This is a genomic window from Paraburkholderia kirstenboschensis, from assembly GCF_032806925.1.
Taxonomy (GTDB): domain Bacteria; phylum Pseudomonadota; class Gammaproteobacteria; order Burkholderiales; family Burkholderiaceae; genus Paraburkholderia; species Paraburkholderia kirstenboschensis.
Genome location: NZ_CP136513.1, coordinates 2,846,160 through 2,873,067, shown reverse-complemented (window position 1 = coordinate 2,873,067; position 26,908 = coordinate 2,846,160). Strand labels below are relative to the sequence as shown.

The window sequence follows — 26,908 nt, the reverse complement described above, 5'->3', positions numbered from 1 at the left end:
CACGATGAGCACCATGACCCCTGCCGAGATCGTCTCGGAACTCGACAAACATATCATCGGCCAAGGCCGCGCGAAGAAAGCGGTGGCCGTAGCGCTGCGCAACCGGTGGCGCCGTCAGCAGGTAGAAGACCCGCTGCGTCAGGAAATCACGCCGAAAAACATTCTGATGATCGGGCCGACCGGCGTCGGCAAGACTGAGATCGCGCGACGGCTGGCCAAGCTCGCGGACGCGCCGTTCATCAAGATCGAAGCCACCAAATTCACCGAAGTGGGCTACGTGGGCCGCGACGTCGACAGCATCGTGCGCGATCTGATCGAGATATCGGTCAAGCAGACGCGTGAATCGGAAATGCGCAAAGTGCGAACCAAGGCGGAAGACCAGGCCGAAGACCGCATTCTCGACATCCTTCTGCCGAGCGCGCGTCCAGTTGGGTTCGGCTCCAGTTCGAGCGCCGCCGATACCGCCGACGAAGGCGGCGCCACTCGTCAGACGTTCCGCAAGCGTCTGCGAGAAGGCCTGCTCGACGACAAGGAGATCGAACTCGACGTCGAACAGCCGCAAGTCGGCATGGACATCATGGGGCCGCCGGGCATGGAAGACATGACCGAGCAGATCCGTTCGATGTTCGCGAACATCGGCGGCGGCAAGAAAACACGCCGCAAGATGAAGGTGAAAGAAGCGCTGAAGGTTCTCACCGACGAAGAAGCCGGCAAGATGCTCAACGACGAAGAGGTGAAAACCAAGGCTGTGCAGAACGTCGAGCAGAACGGCATTGTGTTCCTCGACGAAATCGACAAGATCGCGTCGCGCAATGAGGCAGGCGGCGGCGAAGTGTCCCGGCAAGGCGTGCAGCGCGATCTGCTGCCGCTCGTGGAAGGCACCACCATCAACACCAAGTACGGCATGGTGAAGACGGACCACATACTGTTCATCGCGAGCGGCGCGTTCCATCTGGCCAAGCCGAGCGATCTGATTCCGGAACTGCAAGGGCGCTTTCCGATCCGCGTCGAACTGGATTCGTTGTCGGTGAAGGACTTCGAGTCGATCCTCGTGTCGACGGACGCGAGCCTCGTCAAACAATACCAGGCACTGCTCGCAACAGAAGACGTGCATCTGGAATTCGCCGACGACGGCATTCGCCGCCTCGCCGAGATCGCTTATTCGGTGAACGAAAAGACCGAGAATATTGGCGCGCGCCGTCTATATACGGTGATCGAAAAGCTGCTTGAAGAAGTGTCGTTTTCCGCCGGCAATCACTCCGGCAGCACGGTGCAGATCGACGCGGCGTATGTGGACCGCGCGCTGAACGAAGTAGCCGAAGACGAAGACCTGTCGCGTTACGTGCTGTGACGTAGTGACGTAAAGCGTTAAACAAACGCAAAAAAACGGGCTGCCTGAAGAAAGGCAGCCCGTTTTCTTGTGCGCAGTATTCAGCGATAGAGCCGCGCCTACTGCTTGACTGGCCGCTTCGCGAGTTTGCGCTGCAAGGTCCGGCGATGCATGTTCAACGCCCGCGCGGTTGCCGAGATGTTGCCGCCGTGTTCGGCAAGCACGCGTTGAATATGCTCCCACTCGAGCCGCGCGACAGACAGCGGCGTGGGATGCTCGATCGCCTCTTCCGCCTGCAGTGCGCTCGCCTCGCTTTGCAGCGCCGACAAAATCGTTTCGACGTTGGCAGGCTTTGCCAGATAGTTGTCCGCGCCGTCTTTCACGGCTTGCACCGCGGTGGCGATGCTCGCATAGCCGGTCAGCACCAGCATGCGAGCGTCGGGCTGCAAATCGCGTAGCGGTGCGACGAGCGTAAGGCCGGAGTCGTTGCCAAGGTGTAGATCCACCGTGATCTGGCTGAATTTCTGCTGGTTTGCCAGCTTGATCGCCTCGTCCGCGTTGTGCGCTTCGCTCACCGTGTACCCGCGCCGCGTGAGTCCGCGTGCGAGGATGCCGGAGAACACCTCGTCGTCGTCGATCACCAGAAAATTCATTTCGCTCATGCCTGTTTCTCCGTGTTGGATGGTGCGGCGCCTTGACGGCCCGTGCCGGAAATTTTTCGCTCGGTGAGCGGCAACCGTAAAACTGCGCGCGTGCCACGCGGCTTGATCGAGCTGACGTCGGCCAATTCGATCGAACCTTTGAGGCGCGCCGCCGCCGAAAAAGCCAGATACAAGCCGACGCCGTGGCCGCCTTGCGTGCTCTCGACCGGCATCGCGCCGAGCGAGCCGCGCAGCGAGGCTGGAATGCCGGGGCCGGCGTCGCATACTTCGAATTCGACCTGATCGCCGCGCGCTGTCAACTTGCACGACAACGTGACGTGATCGCGGCTCGCTCGCGCGGCGTTGTCGAGCAAAATCGTCAGAATCTGGCTGACGGCAACCGTGTCGTCAAGACTGACATCGGCCGGCGGCGCGCCGATACGCTCGAACTTCACATGCGGATGACGCAAGCGCCACTGCTCGGCAAACGACTCGAGCCACTCGTCGACAAGCTGACGGTTGGTCGTGGTCGTTGCGCGGCTGCGCAACCTGGCAAGCGCTGACGTGCACAAGCCCATTTGTTGTTCGAGCAATTCGAGATCGGCCTTATACGGCGCGAGCCCTTTATCGGTTCGCGCCGCGTCGCGCAGTTCTTCGGACAGCATCGCAATTGTAGACAGAGGCGTGCCGATTTCGTGAGCGACGGTAGCGGCTTGCACGCCAAGCGCGACCGCGCGTTCGTCGTGAAGCAAGCGCTGCTGCGCGTCTCCGAGCGCTGCGTCACGTAGCCGCAGGGCTCGTGACATGCGCGCGACGAACCATGCAATCAGACCGACGCTCACCATGAAGTTGACCCACATGCCGGCGCGATAGTAGTCGAACAGGTTAGCGGGATTGTCGAGATTCAACGGCACCGAGTCGAAGCCGAGCACTGCGTAGCAGGCCACGGCGAATGCGGCGAGCCACGCCATCAGTTGCCACGGCAGAACGGCGGCGGCAATGGCGAGCGATGGCAGGTACAGCGAAACAAACGGATTCGTCGTGCCGCCGGACAGAAACAGCAACGCAGACAACGCGCCGAGATCGACCCAGATCTGACCGAACAGCTCCATGTTCGATTCGGGCCGCTGCTGCGCGACGCGCCACCACGTGAGTCCGTTGAAGAGCACCTCGAGCGAGATGACGAGCAGCATGGCCGGCAACGGCAAATGCACGCCGATAAAGATCTGCACGAACGCGATTGTCAGTAACTGACCGATGATCGCGAGGCTGCGCAGCCAGAACAAATGGCCCAGATTGACCCGGCCCGTGTTGGTTATACGATGCATGACTTCAGTTTACCCGTTCGGACGCTTCCGAATCATCTCGCCTATGCACGGCGATACCATAGGTTTCCTTCCTAGCGCGCGCCGGTCGTTCGGCAGCAATTATCCATGGCCACCTCTGACATGTCGTCAGCTTTCCTTAACTTTATCCGACATGCCGCCGCGGCGCGGCAGAACGGCGCTGCGGAATCCGAAGCGCAATTGCTTCATGTCGCGGCGCAACTCCATCCTATCGAGAATGAGTCGCTCGCCTCGCTCGTCCACGCTTTCATCGACCAGCAACGCCACGGCGAGGCAATCGAACTGGCCGCCATTATTGCGCAACTCGACCCGAGCAACGCCGAGGCGCATTTTCGTCTCGGCTACGCGCTGCAAATGGCGAACCGGCACGGCGAAGCCATCGCTCCATATCGCAGCGCACTCGCACTCCGCCCCGCCTTGCCGTCGCTCCGCCGCAATCTCGCCGGCGCGCTCGCGCTCACCCACGGCGAGCTGAGCGAACAGATTGAGCTTCTCGAACATGCGGTCCGGGATCAACCCGACGATGGCAACAGCTGGACCAACCTGTCGAACGTTTATCGCAACAATATGGATATCCCTGGCGCGCTGGAAGCAGGCGCGCGAGCGGTCCAGTGCGCACCGCTCAGTCCGCACGCCCACAACAACTATGCGCTGGCACTACGTGAAGCGCAACGCTGGGCCGAAGCGGCGCACGCCGCGCAAACCGCTTGCATGCTCGCGCCCGCTGACGCCAGCATGCGTTCGAACCTCGCGATGCTGCAACTCATGAGCGGCGATTATGTGAACGGCTGGCTGTCGCATGAGGCGCGCTGGAGCGGCTCGTCCGAGTTGCGCGGCAATCGTCCCGTCATGCCCGCACCTACCTGGCGCGGCGAGCCGCTCGCCGGCAAAACGTTGCTCGTGTGGGGTGAGCAAGGCATGGGCGATGTGTTGCAGTTCAGCCGCTACATTCCAATGCTGGCCGAGCGTGTGCATCGCGAGGGCGGCCGCCTCGCATGGAATTCGTTCCCGCAAATGGGCGCGTTGCTCGCCCGCAGTCTCGGCGGTCATGTCGACCACTACTCGGCGGGCGGCGGGGTCGAATCGCTGCCGCCTTTCGACTTCGAGATTCCATTGCTGAGCCTGCCGCTGATCTTCGGCACGCGCGAGGCGACCATTCCCGCTACCACGCCGTACCTGCACGCGGACTCTGCAGCCGTGCAGCGCTGGCAGCAACGGCTTGTGGGCGAGTCAAGGCTCAGGGTCGGACTCACATGGACCGGCAGCCATGGTCATCAACGTAATCCGTTCCGCCGAGTGGGCTGGGAACGCTATGCGAAGCACTTCGGCGGCATTCGGAACGTGGCGTTCTATTCGCTGCAACCCGGTGCGCATGCCGATGTTGGCTCGGCCAACGCCGCAGGCCTGCCGCTCACCGACTACACCGCCGAGTTTTCGACCTTCGACGATACAGCCGCCTTTATCAGCGCGCTCGATCTTGTTGTTACCGTGTGCACGTCGGCCGCGCACCTGAGCGGCGCGCTCGGACAGCGCACGTGGATGCTGCTCGACGTCAATCCACACTGGGTCTGGCTGACCGGTCGCCGCGACAGCCCGTGGTATCCGGGCGCGACGCTGTACCGCCAGGAAAAATTCGGCGAATGGGACCCGGCGCTAGAGGCGGTGGCCCGCGATCTCAATGCGCTCGCTGCCCGGCACCGCGCAGCCTGACCGGGCACCGACGCGGCCGCGGCTTCACCACAGCCTGCGGCGGTCACGGCAAATTCGCGCCAGGCCCGGCTTGAGCCGCTCTCGCAATTTCCGCAACGAGACATTCAGGGCAAAGGCAACGGCCGGCCGGGTCCAGCCGGTCGCGCGGCAGTACGGGCATTTCGCGGCACCAGCAGTCGAAAGGCTTTGCATGCATCGCGCAATCGAATGCGTTGCCGCAGCGCGGGCAGCGCGCGCTGCCTTGCGGGCGGGAAGCGGACGGTTTCATGGCAGGCAGATGGCCTCGTGAAGCATCGACGAGGAAATGATGCCACGCCTAGCGTCCTACCGTGAGTCGTCCGTTCGGCTAGTTCACAGGCGTGCGGCAAGCGCGGTACGCTCGGTCTTCGGCTGGCGCTGCAAACGCCGCTTGCGCAGCGCGCAAACCACGGCCCCGAGCCGCCGGCGCGCGTGTCGAAAACCCTGTTGCAGCGCGCCAGTCCTGTACAATTCGCCGTGTTTTAACTGTTCCGTGCCCGAGCCTGCCGCCATGTCCGAGCTTCCCGACCTTTCGCAGATTGCGCCCACCCTGAAGGCTGAAATCCTGGCCGAGGCGCTGCCTTACATTCGCCAGTATCACGGTAAGACCGTGGTCATCAAATACGGCGGCAACGCCATGACGGAGGAGCGGCTGAAGCAGGGATTCGCGCGCGACGTCATTTTGCTGAAGCTGGTCGGCATCAATCCGGTCATCGTGCACGGCGGCGGTCCGCAAATCGACCAGGCGCTGAAGAAGGTCGGCAAGCAGGGCACGTTCATTCAAGGCATGCGCGTAACCGACGAAGAAACGATGGAAGTCGTCGAATGGGTGCTCGGCGGCGAAGTGCAGCAGGACATCGTCACGCTGATCAATCACTTCGGCGGTCACGCGGTCGGTCTGACCGGCAAGGACGGCGGCCTGATCCACGCGCGCAAGATGCTGATGCCCGACCGCGACAATCCCGGTCAGTACGTCGACATAGGCCAGGTGGGCGAAGTCGAAGCCATCAATCCGGCGGTTGTGAAGGCGCTGCAGGACGACGCATTCATTCCGGTGATCTCGCCAATCGGTTTCGGCGAAGACGGCCTGTCGTACAACATCAACGCGGACCTCGTCGCAGGCAAACTGGCGGTCGTTCTGAACGCCGAAAAGCTCGTGATGATGACGAACATCCCCGGCGTGATGGACAAGGAAGGCAATCTGCTCACGGACCTGTCCGCGCGCGAAATCGACGGCCTGTTTGCCGATGGCACGATCTCCGGCGGCATGCTGCCGAAAATTTCGTCGGCGCTGGACGCGGCCAAGAGCGGCGTGCGCTCGGTCCATATCATCGACGGCCGTATCGAGCATTCGGTGCTGCTGGAAATTCTCACCGAGCAGCCGTTCGGCACAATGATCCGCTCGCATTGATTGCTGTCTCCCGCCCGGCACATAAGGCACGCCAAACCGGCGCGCCTTATGTACACTGTGGCGAGACTGCAGCAACGTATGTCGTCCACGGCATATACGGCAGAACGCGGCGCCTTCGCGCCGCCACGGCGCTCCAGCCGGTTCTCCTTTTTCCCCGCACATCCGCCGCCCGTATCGTGAACGCCTACGTTCGCCGCGCGCAGCCATCGCTCCGGCCTGAACGGCCTTCTTGACCATGCGCACTCCAACTTCCCGACGCCGCCGTCCGCACATCGCAGGCGGCCGTCCGGTCTGGCTGTTCGATCTCGACAACACGCTGCACCACGCGTCGCACGCGATCTTCCCCGCGATCAATCAGGCGATGACGCAGTACATCATCGACGCGCTGCAAGTGGAGCAAGACGAAGCCAACCGTCTGCGCACCGGCTACACCCAGCGCTACGGCGCTGCGCTGCTGGGTCTGACGCGCCACCATCCGCTCGACGCAAGCGACTTCCTCAAGGTCGTGCACACGTTCCCCGATCTCGGCTCTATGGTCCGTCACGAGCGCGGACTCGCGCGTCTCGTCGCGGCGCTGCCCGGCCGCAAGATCGTGCTGACCAATGCACCCGAAGCGTATGCGCGCGCGGTGCTGGCGCAACTTCGCATCGAGCGTCTGTTCGAGCAGGTCATCGCCATCGAGCATATGCGCGACCGGCGCCGCTGGCGCGCGAAGCCCGACCACGCAATGCTGCGCAAGGCCATGCGCGACGCTCATGTCTCGCTGAGAGACGTGATCCTCGTCGAAGACACGCGCTCGCACCTGAAGAACTACCGGCGCCTCGGCATCCGCACGGTATGGATCACCGGCCATCTGCCGCGCAAGCCTCATGCGGACGGCGTGCCCACGCGGCTTCCGGGTACAGGCCGGCCGCACTATGTCGATCGCAGCATTCGTTCGTTAAAATCGCTACGACTGAGCACCCGCTCGGTTCGAGTGAAGCGCCAGTAGACGGGACGACAGCCATGCAGCCGATCGACAAGCCTGACGAAGCCCTAGCCGAACACGATCCCGCCGCGCCGGCTGCACCGCGCGCGCAGCGCCTGAAGCCGGGCGAGCGCCGCGTGCACATTCTCCAGACGCTCGCCTCCATGCTTGAAGCGCCGAAGAGCGAAAAAATCACCACGGCTGCGCTTGCGGCGCGGCTCGGCGTGTCGGAAGCCGCGCTCTATCGGCACTTTGCAAGCAAGGCGCAAATGTTCGAAGGACTAATCGAGTTCATCGAGCAGACCATCTTCGGGTTGATCAACCAGATCGTCGACAAGGAGGAGAGCGGCGTGCTGCAAGCGCGCGCAATCGCATTGATGCTGCTGAATTTCTCCGCGAAAAATCCTGGCATGACGCGCGTACTGACATGCGAGGCGCTGGTCGGCGAGCATGAGCGGCTGACTGTGCGCGTCAACCAGATGCTCGAGCGCGTGGAAGCTTCGCTGAAGCAATGTCTGCGCTTAGCCGCAACGAACGCCGATACATCCGCTCAAGACGCGCCGTCGCCGGTGCCCGTTCCGGCCGACTACGATCCGGCCGTGAGGGCAAGCCTGCTGCTCAGCTATATCATCGGCCGCTGGCATCGGTTCGTTCGCAGCGGCTTCGTGCGCATGCCGGCTGCCGACGCGGATTCCCAATTGCGGGTGATCCTTCAGTAGTCCGCCGGAGAAGGCGCCCCAGCGGGTCGTCAGACGCTGCCGCGCGGAATTTTCCGCTATACTTTGCGCCTGACTGCGGCCCTGAATGTCTTCGGAAACAGCTTCCCAGCTTCTAATGCCGCGCTTCAGAACACGTCTGAATACGTGTGCGAATTCCTGTTGTGAAACCTTAGTACGCGCCGATTTGCTGACTCGATTGCGGGCGCGCGAACCAGTGGAAGATTTCCGCGGTTCACTATAAATGCGGCTAAAGAGGTCGTCAGCCGCGCACAAGTCGTTCCTCCGTGCTTTGCCGACGCCGTCTAGCCGCCCTGTCTTTGTCAAATGGCGGAATGAATGGAATCGATCGGTATCGTCGCTCCACAAAAAATGCATTTCACCGAGCCGTTGCGTCTGCAGAACGGCAGCTCGCTTGCCGACTACGACCTGATGGTCGAGACCTACGGCACGCTCAACGCCACGCGCAGCAATGCGGTACTCGTGTGTCACGCGCTGAACGCGTCGCATCACGTCGCAGGTGTTTATGCGGACAATCCGAAGGACATCGGCTGGTGGGACAACATGGTCGGCCCCGGCAAGCCGCTCGACACCAACAAGTTTTTCGTGATCGGCGTGAACAACCTGGGCTCGTGCTTCGGCTCTACCGGCCCGATGAGCATCGATCCTGCCACCGGCAATCCGTACGGCGCGACCTTCCCCGTGGTCACGGTAGAAGATTGGGTCAACGCCCAGGCGCGCGTCGCGGATCAATTCGGCATTACACGCTTTGCCGCTGTCATGGGCGGCAGCCTCGGCGGCATGCAGGCGCTCGCGTGGAGCATGATGTATCCGGAGCGCGTCGCGCATTGCATCGTGGTGGCGTCGACGCCCAAGTTGTCGGCGCAAAACATCGCCTTCAACGAGGTGGCGCGCTCGGCGATTCTGTCGGACCCCGACTTCCACGGCGGCAACTACTACGCGCATAACGTGAAGCCGAAGCGCGGCTTGCGTGTCGCACGGATGATCGGCCACATCACGTATCTGTCGGACGACGACATGGCCGAGAAATTCGGCCGGTCGCTGCGTCGCGCAGAGGGCGCGCTCGACGCATACAACTTCAACTTCGACGTGGAGTTCGAGGTGGAGTCGTATCTGCGCTATCAGGGCGACAAGTTCGCCGATTACTTCGACGCCAACACCTATCTACTGATCACGCGCGCGCTCGATTACTTCGATCCGGCCAAAGCCTTCGAAGGAGATCTGACAGCGGCCGTCGCGCACACAACGGCGAAGTATCTGATCGCGAGTTTCACAACCGACTGGCGTTTCGCACCGGCCCGTTCGCGCGAACTCGTGAAGGCGCTGCTCGACCACAAGCGCACCGTCACCTACGCGGAAATCGACGCGCCGCACGGTCACGACGCCTTCCTGCTCGACGACGCGCGCTATCACAACCTGATGCGCGCCTACTACGAACGCATTGCGAACGAGGTGAACGCATGAACCAGCGAGCCCTGGACTATCTGGCGCTGCGCCCGGACTTTCGCGCGATCGCCCGCTGGGTCGAACCGCGTGCCACCGTGCTGGATCTCGGTTGCGGCGACGGCTCGCTGTTGTCGCTGCTCACCGAGGAACTGGACGTGCAAGGCTACGGCATCGAGATCAACGACGCCGGCGTGCTGGCCGCGACGCAAAACGGCGTCAACGTGATCCAGCAGAATCTGGAAGACGGCCTGCGCCTTTTCGAAGACGGCAGCTTCGACTTCGCGGTTCTGTCGCAGACACTGCAAACCATTCACCAGACCGCAGCGATTTTGCGCGAGACCGTGCGGGTCGGCCAGGAATGTATCGTGTCGTTCCCGAACTTCGGCTACTGGGCGCACCGTCTTTCCGTGCTGCAGGGACGCATGCCGGTGTCGAAGTCGCTGCCTTATCAATGGCACAACACGCCGAACGTGCGGGTGCTGACCATCAAGGATTTCGAGGCGCTCGCGCCCGAAGTCGGCATCGAAATTCTCGACCGTGTGGTGCTGCATGACGGTCAGACCGTGCGATGGGGGGTGAACTGGCGTGGTAGTCTTGCGGTCTATCGCGTCAAGAAAAGCTAACGCAAGTTATCCACATGTCGAACCCGCCGCACGAGGCGCCTGCACTTACCGCTCACGAAGAACATCCCGGCTGGCGCGCGTTTTTTAATACGCGCATGCTGATCTGCGTCTTTCTCGGCTTTACGTCGGGATTGCCGCTGTTCACGCTCGTCTATCTGGTGCAGGCGTGGTTACGCTCCGAAGGCGTCAATCTGAAGGAAATCGGCCTCTTTGCGCTGATCCAGTTTCCGTATACCTGGAAATTCATCTGGGCTCCGTTGATGGACCGCTACGTCCCGCGCTTTCCGGGCTGGCGTCCCGGCAGACGGCGCGGGTGGATGCTCGTCACGCAGATTCTGGTCGCGGGCGCCATCGCAATGCTGGGCTTCGTTTCGCCGCGCGACTCGATCTGGACGGTCGCGGCATTGACGGCGCTGGTCGCATTCTTCGGCGCAAGCCAGGACATCTCGATCGATGCATACCGGCGTGAGTTGCTAAGCGACACACAACAAGGCCTTGGCAACGCGGTGCACGTGAACGCCTACAAGATCGCCGCACTAGTACCCGGGTCTCTCGCGCTGATTCTGTCAGATCATTTGCCGTGGACTACCGTGTTCATGGTGACCGCTGCGTTCATGGTGCCCGGTATGGTGATGACACTCGTCGTGCACGAACCCGAAGTGCACGGCACGCCGCCCAAGAATCTGCGCGAAGCGATCGTGCAGCCGTTCCGCGAATTCCTCGAGCGTGACGGCTGGCGCGGCGCGCTGTTCGTGCTCGGCTTCATCTTTCTCTACAAGCTCGGCGACACGATGGCAACGACGTTGTCCACGTCGTTCTTCCTCGACATCGGCTTCTCGCGCACGCAGATCGGCGTGATCGCGAAGACCACGGCGTTCGGCGCGAGTCTCGCGGGCGGAATCGTCGGCGGTATCTGGCTGATGAAAATCGGCATCGGACGAGGCTTGTGGATCTTCGGCATCCTGCAGATGGTGTCGACGCTCGGCTTCGCATGGCTCGCGCATCTCGGGCCCGCTTCGCCCGGTTTGACGGCGGTTTATGACATCGCCGTGTGGATAAGCGAAGGCACGACGAGGCTGCTCGCCGCGATCGGCATCGACTGGTCGGTGCAACTCGAGCCGCGCTCGGTCGCGCTGGCGCTCGTCTACGGTTTCGAAACCTTCTCCACTGGTCTGACGATGGCGGCTTTCACTGCGTACATCGCCAGCACCACGGACCCGCGTTACACGGCCACCCAGTTCGCGCTCTTCACGAGCCTCGCTTCGGTGCCGCGCACGCTGGCATCGGCGGCGAGCGGCTACGTGGTGGCAAAGATCGGCTGGTTCGACTACTTCATTGTCTGCACGGCGCTGGCCGTGCCGGGCATGCTGCTTCTGTTGCGCATTGCGCCATGGAGAGTCAGGTCGTGAAGGTGCGTCTGCCGAAGCGGTTGTTGTCGCCGGTCCCGCGCGCTGCGTGGCGCAAGGCCGGCCGCTGCGCGTTGCATGCCGCGTTAAGCCTTGGCTGTCTGAGCCTGATGAGTGCCGGCGCGTCCTCCGGCGCCTATGCGGCGGCGGCTGCGGCCCCGGCTGCCGGTAACAGTGCCACCGCCGGCACGACCGCTAATGCAACGACGGCGACATCGCCGGCACCGGTCGCAAAACCCGCAGCGGCAGCCGCCGGTACGGAAAGCGCCACCTCCGCCACACCCGCCGCGAGCAGTGCCGCCAACGCAACAGGCTCCGGGAGCGGGCAGGCCGCAGGCACGCCGCCCGGTGCATCGGCGCAATCGCCCGCTATGGCGCGAACCCCGGCGGCAACATCGTCGCCCACTGGCGTGGCAAAACCCCCAGCGGGCGTGCCCGTGCCGGCACCGTACAGCCCGAACAACCAGTTGCGCTTTGGCGGCTACCTCTTGTTCCGCAACCTGGTCCCGTCGCCGGTACTCGAGGCGCAAGCCGCAGACGAGTTCAGCCAGATTGCGTACGGCGCGGAGCATGCAAACCGCCTGTACGGCGACACCGACGCGCACGTGACACATGTGCGCTCGATTGTCGACAAGATGGTGCCGTACTCGCTCAAATGGAACGAGCGGGCGAAGGGCTGGAAGTGGGATGTAGCCGTGGTGCGCTCGTCCGACGTTCGTATGTACTGCCTGCCGGGCGGCAAGATTGTCGTGTACGGCGGGCTGCTCGACCGCGCGCATCTGAACGACAACGAACTCGGCATGCTGATCGGCCACGAGATCGCGCATGCGCTGCGTGAACACGCGCGCGAGCGGCTCGGTCAGTTGCAGGCGAGCCAGCTCAATTCGTCCGGCACGATTCCACAGCTATTCGGTCTTGCGGATCTGGGCATGGCGCCGCTCGGCATCGGCTCGCGCCTGCTCGAAATGAAGTACGAGAACACTGATGAGACGGAAGCGGACGTGATCGGCAGCGACATCGCCTCGCGCGCGGGCTTCGATCCGCGCGCGGCTGTCACGCTTTGGGACAAACTCGCTCAGGCCACGCGCAGCAATCGGGAGCAGGGCTTCATCTACGTGCACCCGTACACGCCGGCGCGCCGCGAGGACATCATCAAGCGCTTGCCCGATATGCTGCCGCTCTATGCGAAGGCCATCGGCAAGACCGTGGATGCGCTCCCGGACTACGCCGGCATTGGCCGCCCGCGCCGCAAGCTCGCGCGCGATTAAGACGGCTCGAACAACTTCGCGCGCGTCTCGTCAGAGGTTGCTCAGGATCGGCTACCCTTGTCCAAGCCGCCTGACGACAAACGCAAAGCTCACTTCTTCACGTCGTGGTCGTAGTCGACCGTCAGCGGCGCGTGGTCGCTGAACTTGATGTCGCGAAACACGTCCGTGCGCTTCGCCTTGCTCGCGATGCCCGGCGTCGCGATCTGGTAGTCGATCCGCCACCCCACGTTCTTCGCATACGCCTGGCCGCGATTGCTCCACCATGTGTATTGCTCTGGCCGCTGGTCGAGCGTGCGGAATACGTCGACGTAACCGACTTCGTCGAACAGCTTGGTGAGCCACGCGCGCTCTTCCGGCAGGCAACCCGAATTCTTCTGGTTGCTCTTCCAGTTCTTGATGTCGATTTCCTTGTGGACGATGTTCACGTCGCCGCACACGATCACTTCGCGCTCGCGGGCAAGTTCCGTGAGATGCGGCATGAACTCGTCCATGAAACGATATTTGGCCTGCTGGCGCTCGTCACCGCTCGACCCTGACGGTACATACACCGACACGATGGAAAGCTTGCCGAAACGCAGTTCGACGTAGCGCCCTTCCGGATCGAACTCTTCGCTGCCGAACCCAATCACTACTTCGTCCGGCTCATGACGCGTATAGACACCGGCGCCGCTATAGCCCTTCTTCACTGCGTGCTGGAAATAGCCGGTGAAATCGTGCGGCGCGAGGAATTCCGGCGTCATGTCGTCCTGCGAACATTTGATTTCCTGCACGCAGAGCACGTCGGCGTTCTGGTCGCGGAACCAGTCGAAAAAGCCTTTCTTCGCCGCTGAACGGATGCCGTTCAGGTTGGCGGTAATCACACGCAACATGTCGTTCCTTTATCTTCAATTCGTTTGTGAGATTCGTTCAGGGCGAACGACGAAAGTCACTCGACCACAATGCCCTTTAGCGATTCTTTCGCGGGCGGATATTCGAGCTTCAGCGCCTCAAAAGTGCGCAACAGCAATTCGGCGACCATCAGGTTGCGATGCGTTTTCGAGTCTGCGGGAATGACGTACCACGGCGCGTATTCGGTGGAAGTCGCGGCGAGCGCGTCGCGATACGCGACCTGGTATTGGTCCCACTGTTTGCGCGCGTCGAGATCGGAGACGTCGAATTTCCAGTGCTTGGTCGGGTCGTCGATCCGCGCTTGCAGGCGCGTGCGCTGTTCGTCTTTCGAAATATGCAGCATGCACTTGATGATTGTCGTGCAACTGTCGGCGAGCAACTCCTCGAAGTGGCGAATGTGTCGGCAACGCACGTCGAAGGCGTCTTCGTCGAGCGCGCCGAGGACGGTTGGCACCAGCAGATCTTCGTAGTGGCTACGGTTGAAGATGGTTAGCTCGCCGGCCGCAGGCGCCTGCGAATGCACGCGCCAGAGGAAATCATGCGCGAGTTCCGTGGGCGTCGGCGCCTTGAACGGCACAATGCGCAAACCGAGCGGATCGACTTCGTGAAACACCGCGCGAATCGTGCCGTCTTTGCCGCTCGTGTCCATGCCTTGAAGGACCAGCAACACGCGTCGCTTCTGCTGCGCGTGCAGGCATTCCTGCAAGCTGTCGAGCTTCGCGCCAATTTCTGACAGACGCGCGCGGTCGGCGTCTTTCGATCCCGTCGAAAAAGGCTTTGCAGCGGGATCGAAATCGTCGAGCGAAAACTTGCCGTTCTTCTTGCTCTCGAAATAAGGCACGCGGAAATCGTCGAGCTCGGGTTGCTTCGCCATCCACACACTCCGTGATCTGCGTTCAGCGGCTCGCAAAAGCGCGGCCGCGAAATGAAACGGGCCGTTGCCCCCAACTTTCGTTTCTGGCAACAGCCCGCTGTCGTCAAAGCGCGAGCGCTTCAGCCGTATTGTCTCCGTATTTTCTCTTTAACCGCACTTCGGCTCAGCGTCAGCCAGGTTCCAGCTCACGACAGCTTTTTCTTCAGCAGTTCGTTGACCTGCGCCGGATTTGCCTTGCCCTTCGTCGCTTTCATTGCCTGCCCGATCAGCGCGTTGAACGCCTTCTCCTTGCCCGCGCGGAACTCTTCAACCGACTTCTGGTTCGCTGCGAGCACTTCGTCGATGATTGCCTCAAGCGCGCCCGTGTCGGAAATCTGCTTCAAGCCTTTCGCTTCGATGATGCGGTCTGCCGCGGCTTCGTCGGTGGCCTTCTCTTCCCAGATCGCAAGGAAAATTTCCTTTGCGATCTTGTTGGAGATCGTGCCGTCGGCAATACGCTGCAGCAGCAACGCGAGTTGCGCGGACGACACGGGGCATTCGGCCATATCGAGACCCTCGCGATTCAGTTGCGACGACACCTCGCCCATCAGCCAGTTCGCCGCGACCTTGGCGTTGCCCGCGCCGAGCTTCACGACCACCGCTTCGTAGTACGCGGCCATCGCCTTGCTCGACGTGAGCACGTTGGCGTCGTAAGGCGTCAAGCCGTATTGCGACACGAAGCGCTGCTGGATCGCTTCGGGCAACTCCGGCATTTCGCTCTTCACCCGCGCGACCCACGCAGCGTCGACCACGAGCGGCATGAGATCGGGATCGGGGAAATAGCGGTAATCGTGCGCGTCTTCCTTGCTGCGCATGGAACGCGTTTCACGCTTATCCGGATCGTAAAGACGCGTTTCCTGCACCACCGTCCCGCCGTCTTCGATCAGTTCGATCTGACGGCGCACCTCGTACTGGATCGCTTCCTCGAGAAAGCGGAACGAGTTCAGGTTCTTGATCTCGGCGCGCGTGCCGAACTCCGCCTGACCGACCGGACGCACCGACACGTTCGCGTCGCAACGGAACGAGCCTTCCTGCATGTTGCCGTCGCAAATGCCGAGCCAGGTCACGAGCGTATGCAGCGTTTTTGCGTAAGCGACGGCTTCCGCCGCGCTGCGCATTTCAGGCTCGGTGACGATTTCGAGCAGCGGCGTGCCCGCGCGGTTCAGGTCGATGCCCGTCATGCCCGCGAAGTCTTCGTGCAGCGACTTGCCTGCGTCTTCCTCCAGGTGCGCCCGGGTGAGGTTGACGACTTTTGAATACGCTTCCTTGCCCGCTTTCTCGTTGGCCGGCACCTGAATTGTCACCTGGCCGCCCTGCACGACGGGAATTTCGTACTGGCTGATCTGATAGCCCTTCGGCAGATCAGGATAGAAATAATTCTTGCGCGCGAAGATGCTGCGCGGCGCGACCGTTGCACCGATTGCGAGACCGAACTGGATTGCGCGTTCCACAGCGCCGCGGTTCATCACCGGCAACGTGCCCGGCAAGGCCAGGTCGACGGGGCTCGCCTGCGTGTTGGGCTCGGCGCCGAATTGCGTCGGGGAGCCCGAGAAAATCTTCGATTGCGTGGACAGCTGCGCGTGGGTCTCCAGACCGATCACGACTTCCCATTGCTTGGTCATGGTGCTCACACTCCTGCCGGCGCTTTACGGTGCCAGTCGGTCGCGCGCTGGAACGCGTCGGCCACCTGCAGCATCCGGGCTTCATTGAAATAGTTGCCGATGATCTGCAATCCCACAGGTCGCTGCGCGTTCGCGCCCGCGCCGAAGCCGCACGGCACGCTCATGCCGGGCAAACCGGCGAGGCTCACCGACAGCGTGTAGACGTCGGCGAGATACATCTGCACCGGGTCGTCGCCCTTCGCGCCCAGATCCCACGCCACCGACGGCGCGACCGGTCCCATGATCACGTCGCACTGCTTGAACGCTTCCTGGAAGTCCTGCGCGATGATGCGGCGGATCTTCTGCGCCTGCAGGTAGTACGCGTCGTAATACCCGTGCGACAGCACGTAAGCGCCGACCATGATGCGACGCTTCACTTCCGGACCAAAACCTTCGGCCCGCGACTTCTTGTACATGTCGAGCAGATCGCGATATTCCGCGGCGCGATGGCCAAAGCGCACGCCGTCGAAACGCGACAGGTTCGACGACGCCTCCGCCGGCGCGATCACGTAGTAGACCGGGATCGACAGCTCGGTTTTAGGCAGCGACACTTCGACGAGCGTTGCGCCGAGTGCTTCGTATTGCTTCAGCGCGGCGTCGATGGAAGCACGCACGTCGTCGGCGAGACCCGCGCCGAAATACTCTTTCGGCAGGCCGATGCGCAGGCCGGCGAGCGGCTTGCCCGCGCCGTCCTGTTTCCACGGCTGGCCGAGATAGCGCGTGTAGTCTTCGTCGTCGCGCACGAGGCTCGTCGAATCGCGCTCGTCGAAGCCGGCCATGGCGTTGAGCAGCGTGGCGCAATCGGCGGCGCTTTGCGCCATCGGGCCGCCCTGATCCAGCGACGACGCAAACGCGATCATGCCGTAGCGCGATACGCGGCCGTACGTAGGCTTGATGCCGGTGATGCCCGAGAACGACGCCGGCTGACGGATCGAGCCGCCGGTGTCGGTGCCGGTCGCGGCGGGCGCGAGGCGCGCGGCGACCGCCGCCGCGGAACCGCCCGACGAACCGCCCGGCACGGCCTGACGATCCCACGGGTTCTGCACCGGACCAAAGTACGAATTTTCGTTGGACGAGCCCATGGCGAACTCGTCCATGTTGGTCTTGCCCACGCAAACCATGCCGGCCTTCTGCAGACGCTCGACCACCGTGGCGTCGAACGGGCTTTCGTAATTCGACAACATTTTCGAGCCGGCAGTGGAACGCCAGCCCTTGGTGACGAACACGTCCTTGTGCGCGATCGGCAGGCCGGTCAGCGGACCGCCGTGGCCCGCGTGAAGCAGCGCGTCCGCGGCTTTCGCCTGCGCGAGCGTCAGGTCGGCGTCGACCTGGATGAAAGCGTTCAGGCTATTGGCCGCGTCGATGCGCTTGAGATAAAGCTGCGCCAGTTCGACGGCGGAGCATTCCTTGGCCGCCAGTGCGGCGCGCAGTTCGGTCAGACTTTTTTCATGCATTGCGTTTTGTCCTGGAAAGCGCGGCAGCGCGGATCACGCTGCCGTGGAGGCGTTCGATTGCGCGCCGGCGAGCCCAGCCGGGGGTATCGGCAACAGGCAACGGCACGAGCGCCGGTCGTGAAACGGCATGCCGTTTCACGGCTCGCTGCCCGCGGGCCGCGCGGGGCTCGCTATGCGGTCTTACTCGATCACCTTCGGCACGAGATACAGACCGTCCTGCACGGCCGGCGCGGGACGCTGAAAAGCTTCGCGTTCGATCGTTTCGGTCACCGCGTCGTCGCGCAGGCGCAGCGCGACGTCTTCGATCTGTTCGATCGGATGGGCAAGCGGTGCGATGCCCGTGGTATCGACCGCCTGCATCTGCTCGACGAGTCCGAAAAAGTCGTTGAGCTGGGCAAGCGTGTGCTCGGCGTCGGCGTCGGCCAGTTCGAGCCGCGCGAGATGCGCGATGCGCTTAACATCGGTCAGGGTCAAAGCCATGCAGTCACCGGAAAAAGTGGCAGACCGCCGCAGCGGGAAAAGAGCGCTGCGACAGCGAGTTACGACGCGGGAGGATGACCTCGAAAAAGGGGCCAGCGGCGGCAAAAAGTGCCGTCCGTTTCCTTCAAAACATCCAAAATTATAAGGTATCATTACGCGTTCGACCCAAACCCGGACCGACTTACCAAGGCCTTTCTGGACAATTCGTAAAGATAGTTCGGATATTTCTGACTTGGCCTTGCATCGGCCTCCGGTAGACTCCCTCGCAGCTTCAAGTTCCGGTGGCGCCGCTTCGCCCGGTTGAAGCTGTTATTTTTTTCCGCTGCCGCCCTGCGCATCGTTGCGAGGGCCGGCCCCAAGCGAGACAGGATTTTGAATGTTCGGTTTTTTGCGCAGCTACTTCTCCAACGATCTGGCGATTGATCTAGGCACCGCCAACACGCTCATCTACATGCGTGGCAAGGGCATCGTTCTTGATGAACCGTCGGTGGTTTCGATCCGCCAGGAAGGCGGTCCCAACGGCAAGAAAACCATTCAGGCGGTCGGCAAGGAAGCCAAGCAGATGCTTGGCAAGGTGCCCGGCAATATCGAGGCGATCCGCCCCATGAAAGACGGCGTGATTGCCGACTTCACGGTGACCGAGCAGATGATCAAGCAGTTCATCAAAACTGCTCACGAGTCGCGCATGTTCTCGCCGTCGCCGCGCATCATCATTTGCGTGCCGTGCGGTTCGACCCAGGTCGAGCGCCGCGCCATCAAGGAAGCTGCTCACGGCGCGGGCGCCTCGCAGGTATATCTCATCGAAGAACCCATGGCCGCCGCAATCGGCGCCGGCCTGCCCGTGTCGGAAGCGACCGGCTCGATGGTTGTGGACATCGGCGGCGGCACGACGGAAGTCGGCGTGATCTCGCTTGGCGGCATCGTGTACAAAGGCTCGGTGCGCGTGGGCGGCGACAAGTTCGACGAAGCTATCGTCAACTACATCCGCCGCAACTACGGCATGCTGATCGGCGAGCAAACCGCCGAAGCCATCAAGAAGGAAATCGGCTCGGCCTTCCCGGGTTCCGAAGTGAAGGAAATGGAAGTGAAGGGCCGCAATCTGTCGGAAGGCATTCCGCGCAGCTTCACCATCTCCAGCAACGAAATTCTCGAAGCACTGACCGATCCGCTCAACCAGATCGTCTCGTCGGTGAAGATCGCGCTCGAACAAACGCCGCCGGAACTGGGCGCTGACATCGCCGAGCGCGGCATGATGCTGACGGGCGGTGGTGCGCTTCTGCGCGATCTGGACCGCCTGCTCGCCGAAGAAACCGGTCTGCCGGTGCTCGTCGCTGAAGACCCGCTGACGTGCGTCGTGCGCGGTTCGGGCATGGCGCTCGAGCGCATGGACAAGCTCGGCAGCATCTTCTCGTACGAGTAAGCGAGCGAGATCGATGTCAGTAGCGCGGAACTGGCAAACGGCCCCCTGCGGGCCGGTTTGCCGTTGGCTGGGCCAACCAGCCTCCGTACGCTGAACCCCCGCGTTTCCAGCGCGCCGCCGCCTCACCCAACCGCTTACGCCCCCGGCGCCGACCATGGAATACAGTCCGCCGCCCCTGTTCAAGCAAGGCCCATCCGCTCTCGCCCGACTGCTGTTTTTCGTCGTGCTCGCGCTGGCCCTGCTGATCTCCGACGCACGCTTCAAAACGCTCGAAATCGTTCGCGGCGTGCTCGGCGCGGGTCTTTATCCGTTGCAACGCGCGGCGCTCGTGCCGCGCGACGTCTTCATGGGCGCTGCCGATCTGGCCGTGACCAGCGCCACGCTGCGCAGCGACAACGAAAAGCTGCACACCAGGAACCTCCAGCTCGCACAGCAGGCGAATACGGCCGCTGAGCTATCGGCGGAAAACGCCCATTTGCGCGCGTTGCTGCAACTGTCGCAGCGTGCGACCACGCAATCGCTGCCTGCGGAAATCCAGTACGACACGCGCGATCCGTTCACGCAGAAGGTCGTCATCAACCGTGGCGCGCAGCAAGGCATCCAGAACGGTTCGCCGGTTGTCAACGAAGACGGCGTGATCGGCCAGGTTACCCGCGTGTTGCCGCTACAAGCCGAAGTGACGCTGCTCACCGACAAGGACCAGGCTGTGCCCGTGCAGATCGTTCGCACTGGCTTGCGCAGCGTGATCTACGGTACGCCGAAGGGCGACACGCTCGATCTGCGCTTCGTGCCGATCAGCGGCGACGTCCAGACGGGCGACGAACTCGTCACGAGCGGGCTCGACGGCGTCTATCCGCCGGGGCTGCCGGTCGCCAAGGTGGTTCGCGTCGACAGACAGGCGGACACGGCATTTGCGCGTGTGATCTGCCTGCCGATCGCGCCGGTACGCGGCGCGCGTCAGTTGCTAGTGCTCCACTACGTGGCCGACGTGCTGCCGCGGCCGGCCGAAGAGCCGGAACCGTCCGCCAAAGACGCGAAGGGCAAGAAGGGCGCGAAAGCCGCCGACAGCAAGGCCGCCGCCGACAAATCCGCCAAGCCAGCGGAAAAACCGACCGCCGACAAGAACGCCGCGCCCAAGTCCTCGGCAAGCGCGCCTGGCCAAGGCGGCCCGGCCGGTAAAGCGGCCGCCGCCGACCAGAAGCCCGCTGCGCCGAAGAAACCTGCCACCGTCGAAAAAGCCAAGCCACAAGCCGCGCCGGGGGCAAAGCCATGAACCGTCCGCAATACATCCTGCAGCCGGTCAATCCGTACTTCATCGCGTTCAGTCTCGCTGCGGCGTTTCTGCTGAACCTGATGCCGTGGGGGCGCCTGATCGGCGTGCCTGACTTCGTCGCGCTCGTGCTGCTGTTCTGGAACGTGCATCAGCCGCGCAAGGTCGGCATGGGCATCGCGTTTTTCCTCGGTCTGCTAATGGACGTGCACAACGCCAGCCTGCTCGGCGAGCACGCGCTCGCGTACACGCTGCTGTCGTATGGCGCGATCACGATCCATCGCCGCGTCCTGTGGATGTCGCTTGGCGTGCAGACTTTCGCCGTCATGCCGCTGCTGGTGATCGCCCAACTGGTGCCGTTCGTCATCCGTCTGCTGACGGGCGCGGCCTTTCCCGGATGGGGTTATTTGATCGACGGGTTCGTCGAAGCTGCGCTGTGGCCGGTCGCCAGCCTGCTGCTGTTGATGCCGCAACGCCGGCCGGCCGACCCCGACGACACGCGGCCGATTTAACGAGGCGTCGAGCGCGCAGGCGGTCCTCATGGAACTCACCTTTTCTGCCCGCTCAACGCCCATCGCTGTTCATGCCTTCCGGTTCAGGCCGGATCAGGCGCACACTCATGATGGCCGTCGCCCGGCCTTTTGCAGAATCGCATGACCGAATTCAAGGACACTCAGCAACAGCTCTCGAAGTTCCGCCTGCGGGTCGCGGCGGCGGGCCTGTTCGTGTTCGTCTGCTTCGGGCTGATCGGCTTTCGTTTCCTGTTCCTGCAGGTGTGGCACTACAGCAAATACTCGCTGCAGGCCGACGAAAACCGCATTTCCGTCGCGCCGATCGTGCCGAACCGCGGCATCATCACTGACCGTAACGGCGTGGTGCTGGCCAAGAACTACTCGGCCTACACGCTCGAAATCACGCCGTCCAAGCTAGGCGCGCCGCTCGAAACAGTGATCGACGATCTCGCCTCGGTGGTGTCAATCGACGCACGCGACCGTCGCCGCTTCAAGAAGCTGCAGGAAGACTCGAAAAACTTCGAGAGCCTGCCCATCCGCACCCGTCTCACCGACGACGAAGTCGCGCGCTTTACCGCGCAGCGCTTCCGTTTTCCGGGCGTGGAAGTGCGCGCCCGCCTGTTCCGCCAATACCCGCTCGGGCCGACGGCGGCACACGTGATCGGCTACATTGGCCGCATTTCGCAGCGCGACCAGGATCGTATCGACGACGCCAGCGATCAGAACGACAGCGATCCGGAACACTACGATCCGCGTCTGGACGCAAATAACTACAAGGGCACCGACTACATCGGCAAGATCGGTGTCGAGCAAAGCTACGAGACGGAGTTGCACGGCCAGACCGGTTTCGAGGAAGTCGAAGTCACCGCCGGCGGCCGGCCCGTGCGGACGATGTCGCGCACGCAGGCAACGCCGGGCAACAACCTCGTGCTGTCGCTCGACATCGGCTTGCAGCAGGTTGCCGAGCAGGCGTTCGCGGGCCGCCGCGGCGCGCTCGTCGCTATCGAGCCGGCCACCGGCGACGTGCTGGCATTCGTCTCCGCGCCGAGCTTCGACCCGAATTCGTTCGTCGACGGTATTGACCAGCAGACCTGGGACGAACTCAACAACTCGCCCGACCATCCGCTCCTGAACCGGCCGCTGCACGGCACTTATCCGCCAGGTTCGACGTATAAGCCGTTCATGGCGCTCGCCGCGCTATCGCTGCACAAGCGCACGCCGGGTTGGGGCTTTCAGGACCCCGGCTCCTACACTTTCGGCGGTCACACGTTCCGCAACGACGTGCGCTCGGGTCAGGGTTGGGTCGACATGAACCGCGCCATCGTCGTGTCGAACGACACGTACTTCTACGTGCTCGCGCACGATCTGGGCGTGAACGCCATTGCCGGTTTCATGAAACCGTGGGGTTTCGGCCAGATCACGGGTATTGATATTTCCGGCGAAGCGCGCGGCATCCTGCCTTCCACGGAATGGAAGCGCAAGGCCTACCGCAAGCCCGAGCAGCAGCGCTGGTACGAAGGCGAAACGATCAGTCTCGGCATCGGCCAGGGCTACAACTCGTTCACGATCCTGCAACTCGCGCACGCCACGGCCACGCTCGCCAACAACGGCGTGGTGATGAAGCCGCACCTCGTGCGCGACATCGAAAATCCGATCACCAAAGACACGCGTCCGGTCGTGCGCGATCCGAGCGACAAGATCGCGGTGAAACAGTCCGACATCGACATCATCAAGCGCGCGATGGAAGGCGTCATAACGAACGGCACGGCGTCGAAGCTGTTCATTGGCGCGCCGTATGTGGCCGCGGGCAAGACGGGCACGGCGCAGGTGTACTCACTGCAAGGCGCGAACTACAAGGGCCATGCGATCGCGGAGCACTTGCGCGATCACGCGCTTTTCATCGCTTTCGCACCGGCGGAGCAACCGAAGATCGCGCTCGCGCTGATCGTGGAGAACGGCGGCTGGGGCGCCGAATCGGCCGGCCCGATCGCGCGCAAGGTGCTCGACTACTACCTCGTCGGCAAGAACAAGCCGGGCGCGGAGGCAGCGGCAGTTGCGGCAGCGGCGTCGGCGACCGAGGACGCATCCGCGCCGGAAGTCGGCGGTGCGCCGGCGCCGCAGGAAACCGGGCAGCCGGTCAAGATCGCTGCGGGCTTCACCGCACTGCCGATGCCGGGAGCGGCGACCGCTGCTGCTGCGGCGTCGACCGCTGCCGCGGCGTCTGCGGCGAACGGGGCGTCGGGCGCAGGTGCCGCGTCTGGAGCGGCTGCGGCGTCTGCCCCTGTGGCGAGTTCGAAGTCGTCCGCATCGGCGGGGGGCGCAGGGACGACGTCAAAGCTGCCGGCCTCGGCCACTGCGGCGACTGCGGCCACACCCGCGTCAGCAGCAAAGAACCCGGCGCCGCGCAAATCAGGCACCCCGCGCCAACCGCGACCGGCGAGCGAGCCGGCGCCAGCCGCCGCGCGCTCCGGAACCAACGCGCTGCGCGATCCATCGCGCGATAACGGCACTCAAGCCACCTCGCCACGCCAGCCGGTTACCGGCGGCATCGACGAGTAAGGAGAAAGGCATGCAATTCGACAAGCGCGCCTGGATCGACCGCATCAAGCGGATGTTCGCAGGCTTCGACCGCCCGCTCGCACTGGTGGTGTTTCTGCTGCTGTGCGTGGGCATCGTCACCTTGTACAGCGCGAGTCTCGATGTACCCGGCCGCGTGGAAGACCAGTTGCGCAACATCATGCTGACGTTCGTGCTGATGTGGGCGCTCGCGAATGTTCCGCCCACCACGCTGATGCGCTTCGCGGTCCCGCTTTATACATTCGGGATCGCGCTACTCGTTGCGGTGGCGCTCTTCGGCCTGACGCGCAAGGGCGCAAAGCGCTGGATCAACGTGGGCGTGGTGATTCAACCGTCGGAGATCATGAAGATCGCGACGCCGTTGATGCTCGCCTGGTACTATCAGCGGCGCGAAGGCGTGATGCGCTGGTACGACTTTCTGGTCGGGCTGGTGATTCTTGCCGTGCCCGTGGGACTGATCGCCAAACAGCCCGACCTGGGCACCGCCGTGCTGGTTTTCGCAGCTGGCTTCTTCGTCATTTACTTTGCGGGTTTGAGCTTCAAACTGATCGTGCCGGTGCTGATTGCCGGAGTGATCGCGGTTGGCTCGATTGCGGCGTTTCAGGACAAGATCTGCCAGCCGGAAGTGCAGTGGCCGCTCATGCACGACTATCAGAAGCACCGCATCTGCACGCTGCTCGACCCGACTTCCGATCCGCTCGGCAAGGGCTTCCACACCATTCAGGCGGTGATCGCGATCGGCTCCGGCGGCCCGCTCGGCAAGGGTTGGCTGAAGGGCACACAGGCGCATCTGGAGTTCATCCCCGAGAAACACACTGACTTCATCTTCGCAGTGTTCTCGGAGGAATTCGGGCTCGCGGGCGGCGTCGTGCTGCTCACGCTTTACATGTTGCTAATCGCGCGCGGGTTGTATGTCGCCGCCAACGGCGCGACGCTATTCGGACGCCTGTTGGCCGGATCTCTGACGATGGCGTTCTTCACCTACGCGTTCGTCAATATCGGTATGGTGAGCGGCATCTTGCCGGTGGTCGGCGTGCCGCTGCCATTCATGAGTTATGGCGGCACCGCGCTGACCACGCTTGGCGTGGCAATCGGCCTGATCATGAGCGTCGCGCGACAGAAGCGGTTGATGCAGAGCTAAGCAGGTGGGCTGATGAAGAATGCAGCTTTGTTGGCAGCGAGACATGCTGTGAATCGGCTGTGAAGCTGGCTGCAAGCACGCTGCACCGCAAGCCGTAAAACAGAAGGGGCGCATCGCCAGATGCGCCCCTTCTGTTTATTGCGGTTTCACTTCCTTATGATCCCTCAGCTGTGCGCTCAGTTGCTGATACTTCAAGCGCGCCGCCGGATCGCCCTGCGCGGCCGCAGCCGCGTAATAAGCCCGCGCCACGTTCAGGTTCTTGTCGACGCCATCGCCGCCGCGTTCATAGAAGGAGCCTGTCACGTACTGTGCGGTCATATCGCCGCCCTCCGCGGCCTTCTTGTACCAGACGAACGCCTGCTTGTTGTCCCGATCGGTGCCTCGGCCATCGAGGAACTGATTAGCGAGCGCAAGCTCGGCCTGCACGTGCCCTTGCTGCGCGGCTTTCAGAAACCAGCGGTGCGCTTCGGCCGGGTCGCGGCCGACGAACTCGCCATCGTCATACATCTTGCCGTACACATATTGCGCGTGCGACATGTTCGCGTCGGCGGCCTTGCGCAGCCACTTCTTGCCTTCGTCGACGTTCACCGCGGTGCCTTCACCGTTGAGCACCATCATCGCGTAATTGAACTGCGCAAGCCGGCTGCCGCGCTCGGCGGCCTTGCGGAATTCTGCAAGCGCCGCACCGAAATTGCCGGCGTTGTAGTCGGCGACCGCGGTTTGCGTCTCCGGATCGTTCGGCTTCGCGAGACGATCCTGCGCATGCGCTGCGACGCCCGTGGTCAACGCCGCCGTAACCATCATGCGCGCGACAACGCGTTGCACCATCCACTTCATGACCTCACCTCCTGCAGCGCCTGGCGGGTTGCGCGCAACATCCACATGACGTCGGCGGCCAGAGCGATAAAACGAAAACCGGCATCGCGATACTGCCTTGCGCTCGCGACGTCCATCGAAAAAATGCCGGCGGCAATGCCCGCCTTGTCCGCGGCGCTGACGATGCGCGCCATGGCCGCTTGCACGTCGGCGTGCTTCGAATCGCCGAGATGACCGAGGCTCGCGGCGAGATCCGCGGGTCCGACGAACAGGCAATCGACGCCCGGCGTCGCTGCGATCTTGTCGACTTCGTCGAGGGCGCGCGCCGACTCGATCTGCACGATGGTCGCGATTTGCGCGTTGGCCGTTTGCACGTAGTCGCGCCGCATGCCGTAGGCCGCGGCCCGCACGACGCCAGCGACGCCGCGCAGGCCATCGAGCGCCTCGGCGCTCGGATATTGAGTGAGGCGCACCGCATGCGCAGCTTCTTCGGCGGACTCGATATTGGGGAACATCAACGTGCGTGCGCCCGCGTCCATCACGCGCTTGACGAGCCAGCCCTCGCTCGCCGGCACGCGCACCACCGGTTCGCTCGGCAGATGCGCGGCGGCAATCGCACGCAATTGCGAGGTCACGTCGCCGCTATCGTTGGGCGCGTGCTCCATGTCGATCAGCAGCCAGTCGAAGCCGGCGTGAGCGAGCGCCTCGGCGGCGGTATCGCTGCCGAGCGACAACCATAGGCCGAACAGCGGATCGGCTTCTTTAAGACGTTGCTTCAGGGGATTGGTGAAGGTGCTCATCGCCACACTTCCTGACGATGACCGACTTCATTGCCTGACACGAGGGGAAGCGTGGTTGGACGCGTGCTCGTGA

Annotated in this window: 24 protein-coding genes; 14 read left to right on the top strand and 10 right to left on the bottom strand. The window is 63.0% G+C overall.

Annotation, left to right across the window (positions count from 1 at the left end; translation table 11 throughout):
* Positions 1-4 precede the first annotated feature (4 nt).
* Positions 5-1,351 (top strand): ATP-dependent protease ATPase subunit HslU, encoded by a 1,347-nt coding sequence (hslU, locus tag RW095_RS35575; protein WP_201702323.1) that lies wholly within the window; start codon positions 5-7, stop codon positions 1,349-1,351.
* Positions 1,352-1,449: 98 nt separating this feature from the next.
* On the opposite strand, the gene RW095_RS35570 is transcribed toward hslU, so the two are convergent.
* On the bottom strand, positions 1,450-1,992 hold the full coding sequence (locus tag RW095_RS35570; protein WP_007179684.1) for a response regulator transcription factor: 543 nt from the start codon (positions 1,990-1,992) through the stop codon (positions 1,450-1,452).
* Complete coding sequence (locus RW095_RS35565) at positions 1,989-3,299, bottom strand: ATP-binding protein (protein ID WP_317020436.1); 1,311 nt, start codon at positions 3,297-3,299, stop codon at positions 1,989-1,991. The genes RW095_RS35570 and RW095_RS35565 overlap by 4 nt, the downstream gene beginning before the upstream one ends.
* Before the next feature lie 105 nt (positions 3,300-3,404).
* Here RW095_RS35565 and RW095_RS35560 point away from each other — a divergent pair, with 105 nt between their 5' ends.
* Positions 3,405-5,027 carry a tetratricopeptide repeat protein gene (locus RW095_RS35560; protein ID WP_317020435.1) on the top strand — a complete coding sequence of 541 codons (1,623 nt, stop codon included), beginning with the start codon at positions 3,405-3,407 and terminating at the stop codon, positions 5,025-5,027.
* A 43-nt stretch (positions 5,028-5,070) separates the two neighbouring features.
* Here RW095_RS35560 and RW095_RS35555 read toward each other — a convergent pair whose 3' ends face one another.
* On the bottom strand, positions 5,071-5,295 hold the full coding sequence (locus RW095_RS35555; protein ID WP_317020434.1) for a cysteine-rich CWC family protein: 225 nt from the start codon (positions 5,293-5,295) through the stop codon (positions 5,071-5,073).
* Positions 5,296-5,556: 261 nt separating this feature from the next.
* Between RW095_RS35555 and argB the strand changes: the two genes are divergently transcribed.
* From argB to RW095_RS35520, 7 genes are all read left to right on the top strand, one after another.
* Entirely contained in the window at positions 5,557-6,456 is a 900-nt protein-coding gene (argB, locus tag RW095_RS35550; RefSeq protein WP_013337747.1) for an acetylglutamate kinase, read from the top strand.
* A 235-nt stretch (positions 6,457-6,691) separates the two neighbouring features.
* Complete coding sequence (locus RW095_RS35545) at positions 6,692-7,447, top strand: pyrimidine 5'-nucleotidase (RefSeq protein ID WP_317020433.1); 756 nt, start codon at positions 6,692-6,694, stop codon at positions 7,445-7,447.
* 14 nt (positions 7,448-7,461) lie between these two features.
* Entirely contained in the window at positions 7,462-8,142 is a 681-nt protein-coding gene (gene slmA, locus RW095_RS35540) for a nucleoid occlusion factor SlmA (protein WP_128594050.1), read from the top strand.
* Positions 8,143-8,478: 336 nt separating this feature from the next.
* On the top strand, positions 8,479-9,624 hold the full coding sequence (gene metX / locus RW095_RS35535) for a homoserine O-succinyltransferase MetX (RefSeq protein WP_317020432.1): 1,146 nt from the start codon (positions 8,479-8,481) through the stop codon (positions 9,622-9,624).
* Complete coding sequence (gene metW, locus RW095_RS35530) at positions 9,621-10,229, top strand: methionine biosynthesis protein MetW (RefSeq protein WP_317020431.1); 609 nt, start codon at positions 9,621-9,623, stop codon at positions 10,227-10,229. The genes metX and metW overlap by 4 nt, the downstream gene beginning before the upstream one ends.
* Positions 10,230-10,243: 14 nt before the next feature.
* Positions 10,244-11,638, top strand: coding sequence for an AmpG family muropeptide MFS transporter (locus RW095_RS35525; RefSeq protein WP_317020430.1), 1,395 nt, complete (start codon positions 10,244-10,246; stop codon positions 11,636-11,638).
* Positions 11,620-12,903 (top strand): M48 family metallopeptidase, encoded by a 1,284-nt coding sequence (locus RW095_RS35520; RefSeq protein WP_317020429.1) that lies wholly within the window; start codon positions 11,620-11,622, stop codon positions 12,901-12,903. The genes RW095_RS35525 and RW095_RS35520 overlap by 19 nt, the downstream gene beginning before the upstream one ends.
* A gap of 89 nt (positions 12,904-12,992) precedes the next feature.
* On the opposite strand, the gene RW095_RS35515 is transcribed toward RW095_RS35520, so the two are convergent.
* The 5 genes from RW095_RS35515 to gatC form a co-directional block, all read right to left on the bottom strand.
* Positions 12,993-13,772, bottom strand: a complete 780-nt coding sequence (locus RW095_RS35515) for an exodeoxyribonuclease III (RefSeq protein ID WP_317020428.1) — start codon at positions 13,770-13,772, stop codon at positions 12,993-12,995.
* Positions 13,773-13,828: 56 nt separating this feature from the next.
* Positions 13,829-14,665, bottom strand: a complete 837-nt coding sequence (locus RW095_RS35510; protein ID WP_317020427.1) for a PPK2 family polyphosphate kinase — start codon at positions 14,663-14,665, stop codon at positions 13,829-13,831.
* Positions 14,666-14,850: 185 nt separating this feature from the next.
* On the bottom strand, positions 14,851-16,326 hold the full coding sequence (gene gatB, locus RW095_RS35505) for an Asp-tRNA(Asn)/Glu-tRNA(Gln) amidotransferase subunit GatB (protein WP_317020426.1): 1,476 nt from the start codon (positions 16,324-16,326) through the stop codon (positions 14,851-14,853).
* Between the two features lie 5 nt (positions 16,327-16,331).
* Positions 16,332-17,819 (bottom strand): Asp-tRNA(Asn)/Glu-tRNA(Gln) amidotransferase subunit GatA, encoded by a 1,488-nt coding sequence (gene gatA, locus RW095_RS35500; RefSeq protein ID WP_317020425.1) that lies wholly within the window; start codon positions 17,817-17,819, stop codon positions 16,332-16,334.
* 180 nt (positions 17,820-17,999) lie between these two features.
* Positions 18,000-18,299, bottom strand: coding sequence for an Asp-tRNA(Asn)/Glu-tRNA(Gln) amidotransferase subunit GatC (gene gatC / locus RW095_RS35495; RefSeq protein ID WP_027776807.1), 300 nt, complete (start codon positions 18,297-18,299; stop codon positions 18,000-18,002).
* Between the two features lie 376 nt (positions 18,300-18,675).
* Here gatC and RW095_RS35490 point away from each other — a divergent pair, with 376 nt between their 5' ends.
* The 5 genes from RW095_RS35490 to rodA all read left to right on the top strand — a co-directional run bounded on the left by RW095_RS35490 (position 18,676) and on the right by rodA (position 25,219).
* On the top strand, positions 18,676-19,719 hold the full coding sequence (locus RW095_RS35490) for a rod shape-determining protein (RefSeq protein ID WP_004189550.1): 1,044 nt from the start codon (positions 18,676-18,678) through the stop codon (positions 19,717-19,719).
* 154 nt (positions 19,720-19,873) lie between these two features.
* Positions 19,874-20,992, top strand: a complete 1,119-nt coding sequence (gene mreC / locus RW095_RS35485) for a rod shape-determining protein MreC (RefSeq protein WP_317020424.1) — start codon at positions 19,874-19,876, stop codon at positions 20,990-20,992.
* On the top strand, positions 20,989-21,501 hold the full coding sequence (gene mreD, locus RW095_RS35480; protein ID WP_020067261.1) for a rod shape-determining protein MreD: 513 nt from the start codon (positions 20,989-20,991) through the stop codon (positions 21,499-21,501). Before mreC ends, mreD begins: the two co-directional genes overlap by 4 nt.
* A 141-nt stretch (positions 21,502-21,642) precedes the next feature.
* Positions 21,643-24,060, top strand: a complete 2,418-nt coding sequence (gene mrdA, locus RW095_RS35475) for a penicillin-binding protein 2 (RefSeq protein WP_317020423.1) — start codon at positions 21,643-21,645, stop codon at positions 24,058-24,060.
* A 10-nt stretch (positions 24,061-24,070) separates the two neighbouring features.
* Positions 24,071-25,219, top strand: coding sequence for a rod shape-determining protein RodA (rodA, locus tag RW095_RS35470; protein WP_317020422.1), 1,149 nt, complete (start codon positions 24,071-24,073; stop codon positions 25,217-25,219).
* Positions 25,220-25,354: 135 nt separating this feature from the next.
* On the opposite strand, the gene RW095_RS35465 is transcribed toward rodA, so the two are convergent.
* The gene (locus RW095_RS35465; RefSeq protein WP_317020421.1) at positions 25,355-26,056 is read right to left on the bottom strand and encodes a tetratricopeptide repeat protein; all 702 of its coding nucleotides are present in this window, start codon (positions 26,054-26,056) and stop codon (positions 25,355-25,357) included.
* Positions 26,053-26,835: an HpcH/HpaI aldolase family protein gene (locus RW095_RS35460; protein ID WP_317020420.1), complete on the bottom strand. Its 783-nt coding sequence runs from the start codon at positions 26,833-26,835 to the stop codon at positions 26,053-26,055. The genes RW095_RS35465 and RW095_RS35460 overlap by 4 nt, the downstream gene beginning before the upstream one ends.
* Between the last annotated feature and the right edge of the window lie 73 nt (positions 26,836-26,908).

What these genes read in the sequence shown, in the direction of transcription:
- hslU (WP_201702323.1), top strand. Translation starts at nt 5, where the DNA reads ATGAGCACCATGACCCCTGCCGAGATCGTCTCGGAACTCGACAAACAT.
- RW095_RS35570 (WP_007179684.1), bottom strand. Translation starts at nt 1,992, where the DNA reads ATGAGCGAAATGAATTTTCTGGTGATCGACGACGACGAGGTGTTCTCC.
- RW095_RS35565 (WP_317020436.1), bottom strand. Translation starts at nt 3,299, where the DNA reads ATGCATCGTATAACCAACACGGGCCGGGTCAATCTGGGCCATTTGTTC.
- RW095_RS35560 (WP_317020435.1), top strand. Translation starts at nt 3,405, where the DNA reads ATGGCCACCTCTGACATGTCGTCAGCTTTCCTTAACTTTATCCGACAT.
- RW095_RS35555 (WP_317020434.1), bottom strand. Translation starts at nt 5,295, where the DNA reads ATGAAACCGTCCGCTTCCCGCCCGCAAGGCAGCGCGCGCTGCCCGCGC.
- argB (WP_013337747.1), top strand. Translation starts at nt 5,557, where the DNA reads ATGTCCGAGCTTCCCGACCTTTCGCAGATTGCGCCCACCCTGAAGGCT.
- RW095_RS35545 (WP_317020433.1), top strand. Translation starts at nt 6,692, where the DNA reads ATGCGCACTCCAACTTCCCGACGCCGCCGTCCGCACATCGCAGGCGGC.
- slmA (WP_128594050.1), top strand. Translation starts at nt 7,462, where the DNA reads ATGCAGCCGATCGACAAGCCTGACGAAGCCCTAGCCGAACACGATCCC.
- metX (WP_317020432.1), top strand. Translation starts at nt 8,479, where the DNA reads ATGGAATCGATCGGTATCGTCGCTCCACAAAAAATGCATTTCACCGAG.
- metW (WP_317020431.1), top strand. Translation starts at nt 9,621, where the DNA reads ATGAACCAGCGAGCCCTGGACTATCTGGCGCTGCGCCCGGACTTTCGC.
- RW095_RS35525 (WP_317020430.1), top strand. Translation starts at nt 10,244, where the DNA reads ATGTCGAACCCGCCGCACGAGGCGCCTGCACTTACCGCTCACGAAGAA.
- RW095_RS35520 (WP_317020429.1), top strand. Translation starts at nt 11,620, where the DNA reads ATGGAGAGTCAGGTCGTGAAGGTGCGTCTGCCGAAGCGGTTGTTGTCG.
- RW095_RS35515 (WP_317020428.1), bottom strand. Translation starts at nt 13,772, where the DNA reads ATGTTGCGTGTGATTACCGCCAACCTGAACGGCATCCGTTCAGCGGCG.
- RW095_RS35510 (WP_317020427.1), bottom strand. Translation starts at nt 14,665, where the DNA reads ATGGCGAAGCAACCCGAGCTCGACGATTTCCGCGTGCCTTATTTCGAG.
- gatB (WP_317020426.1), bottom strand. Translation starts at nt 16,326, where the DNA reads ATGACCAAGCAATGGGAAGTCGTGATCGGTCTGGAGACCCACGCGCAG.
- gatA (WP_317020425.1), bottom strand. Translation starts at nt 17,819, where the DNA reads ATGCATGAAAAAAGTCTGACCGAACTGCGCGCCGCACTGGCGGCCAAG.
- gatC (WP_027776807.1), bottom strand. Translation starts at nt 18,299, where the DNA reads ATGGCTTTGACCCTGACCGATGTTAAGCGCATCGCGCATCTCGCGCGG.
- RW095_RS35490 (WP_004189550.1), top strand. Translation starts at nt 18,676, where the DNA reads ATGTTCGGTTTTTTGCGCAGCTACTTCTCCAACGATCTGGCGATTGAT.
- mreC (WP_317020424.1), top strand. Translation starts at nt 19,874, where the DNA reads ATGGAATACAGTCCGCCGCCCCTGTTCAAGCAAGGCCCATCCGCTCTC.
- mreD (WP_020067261.1), top strand. Translation starts at nt 20,989, where the DNA reads ATGAACCGTCCGCAATACATCCTGCAGCCGGTCAATCCGTACTTCATC.
- mrdA (WP_317020423.1), top strand. Translation starts at nt 21,643, where the DNA reads ATGACCGAATTCAAGGACACTCAGCAACAGCTCTCGAAGTTCCGCCTG.
- rodA (WP_317020422.1), top strand. Translation starts at nt 24,071, where the DNA reads ATGCAATTCGACAAGCGCGCCTGGATCGACCGCATCAAGCGGATGTTC.
- RW095_RS35465 (WP_317020421.1), bottom strand. Translation starts at nt 26,056, where the DNA reads ATGAAGTGGATGGTGCAACGCGTTGTCGCGCGCATGATGGTTACGGCG.
- RW095_RS35460 (WP_317020420.1), bottom strand. Translation starts at nt 26,835, where the DNA reads ATGAGCACCTTCACCAATCCCCTGAAGCAACGTCTTAAAGAAGCCGAT.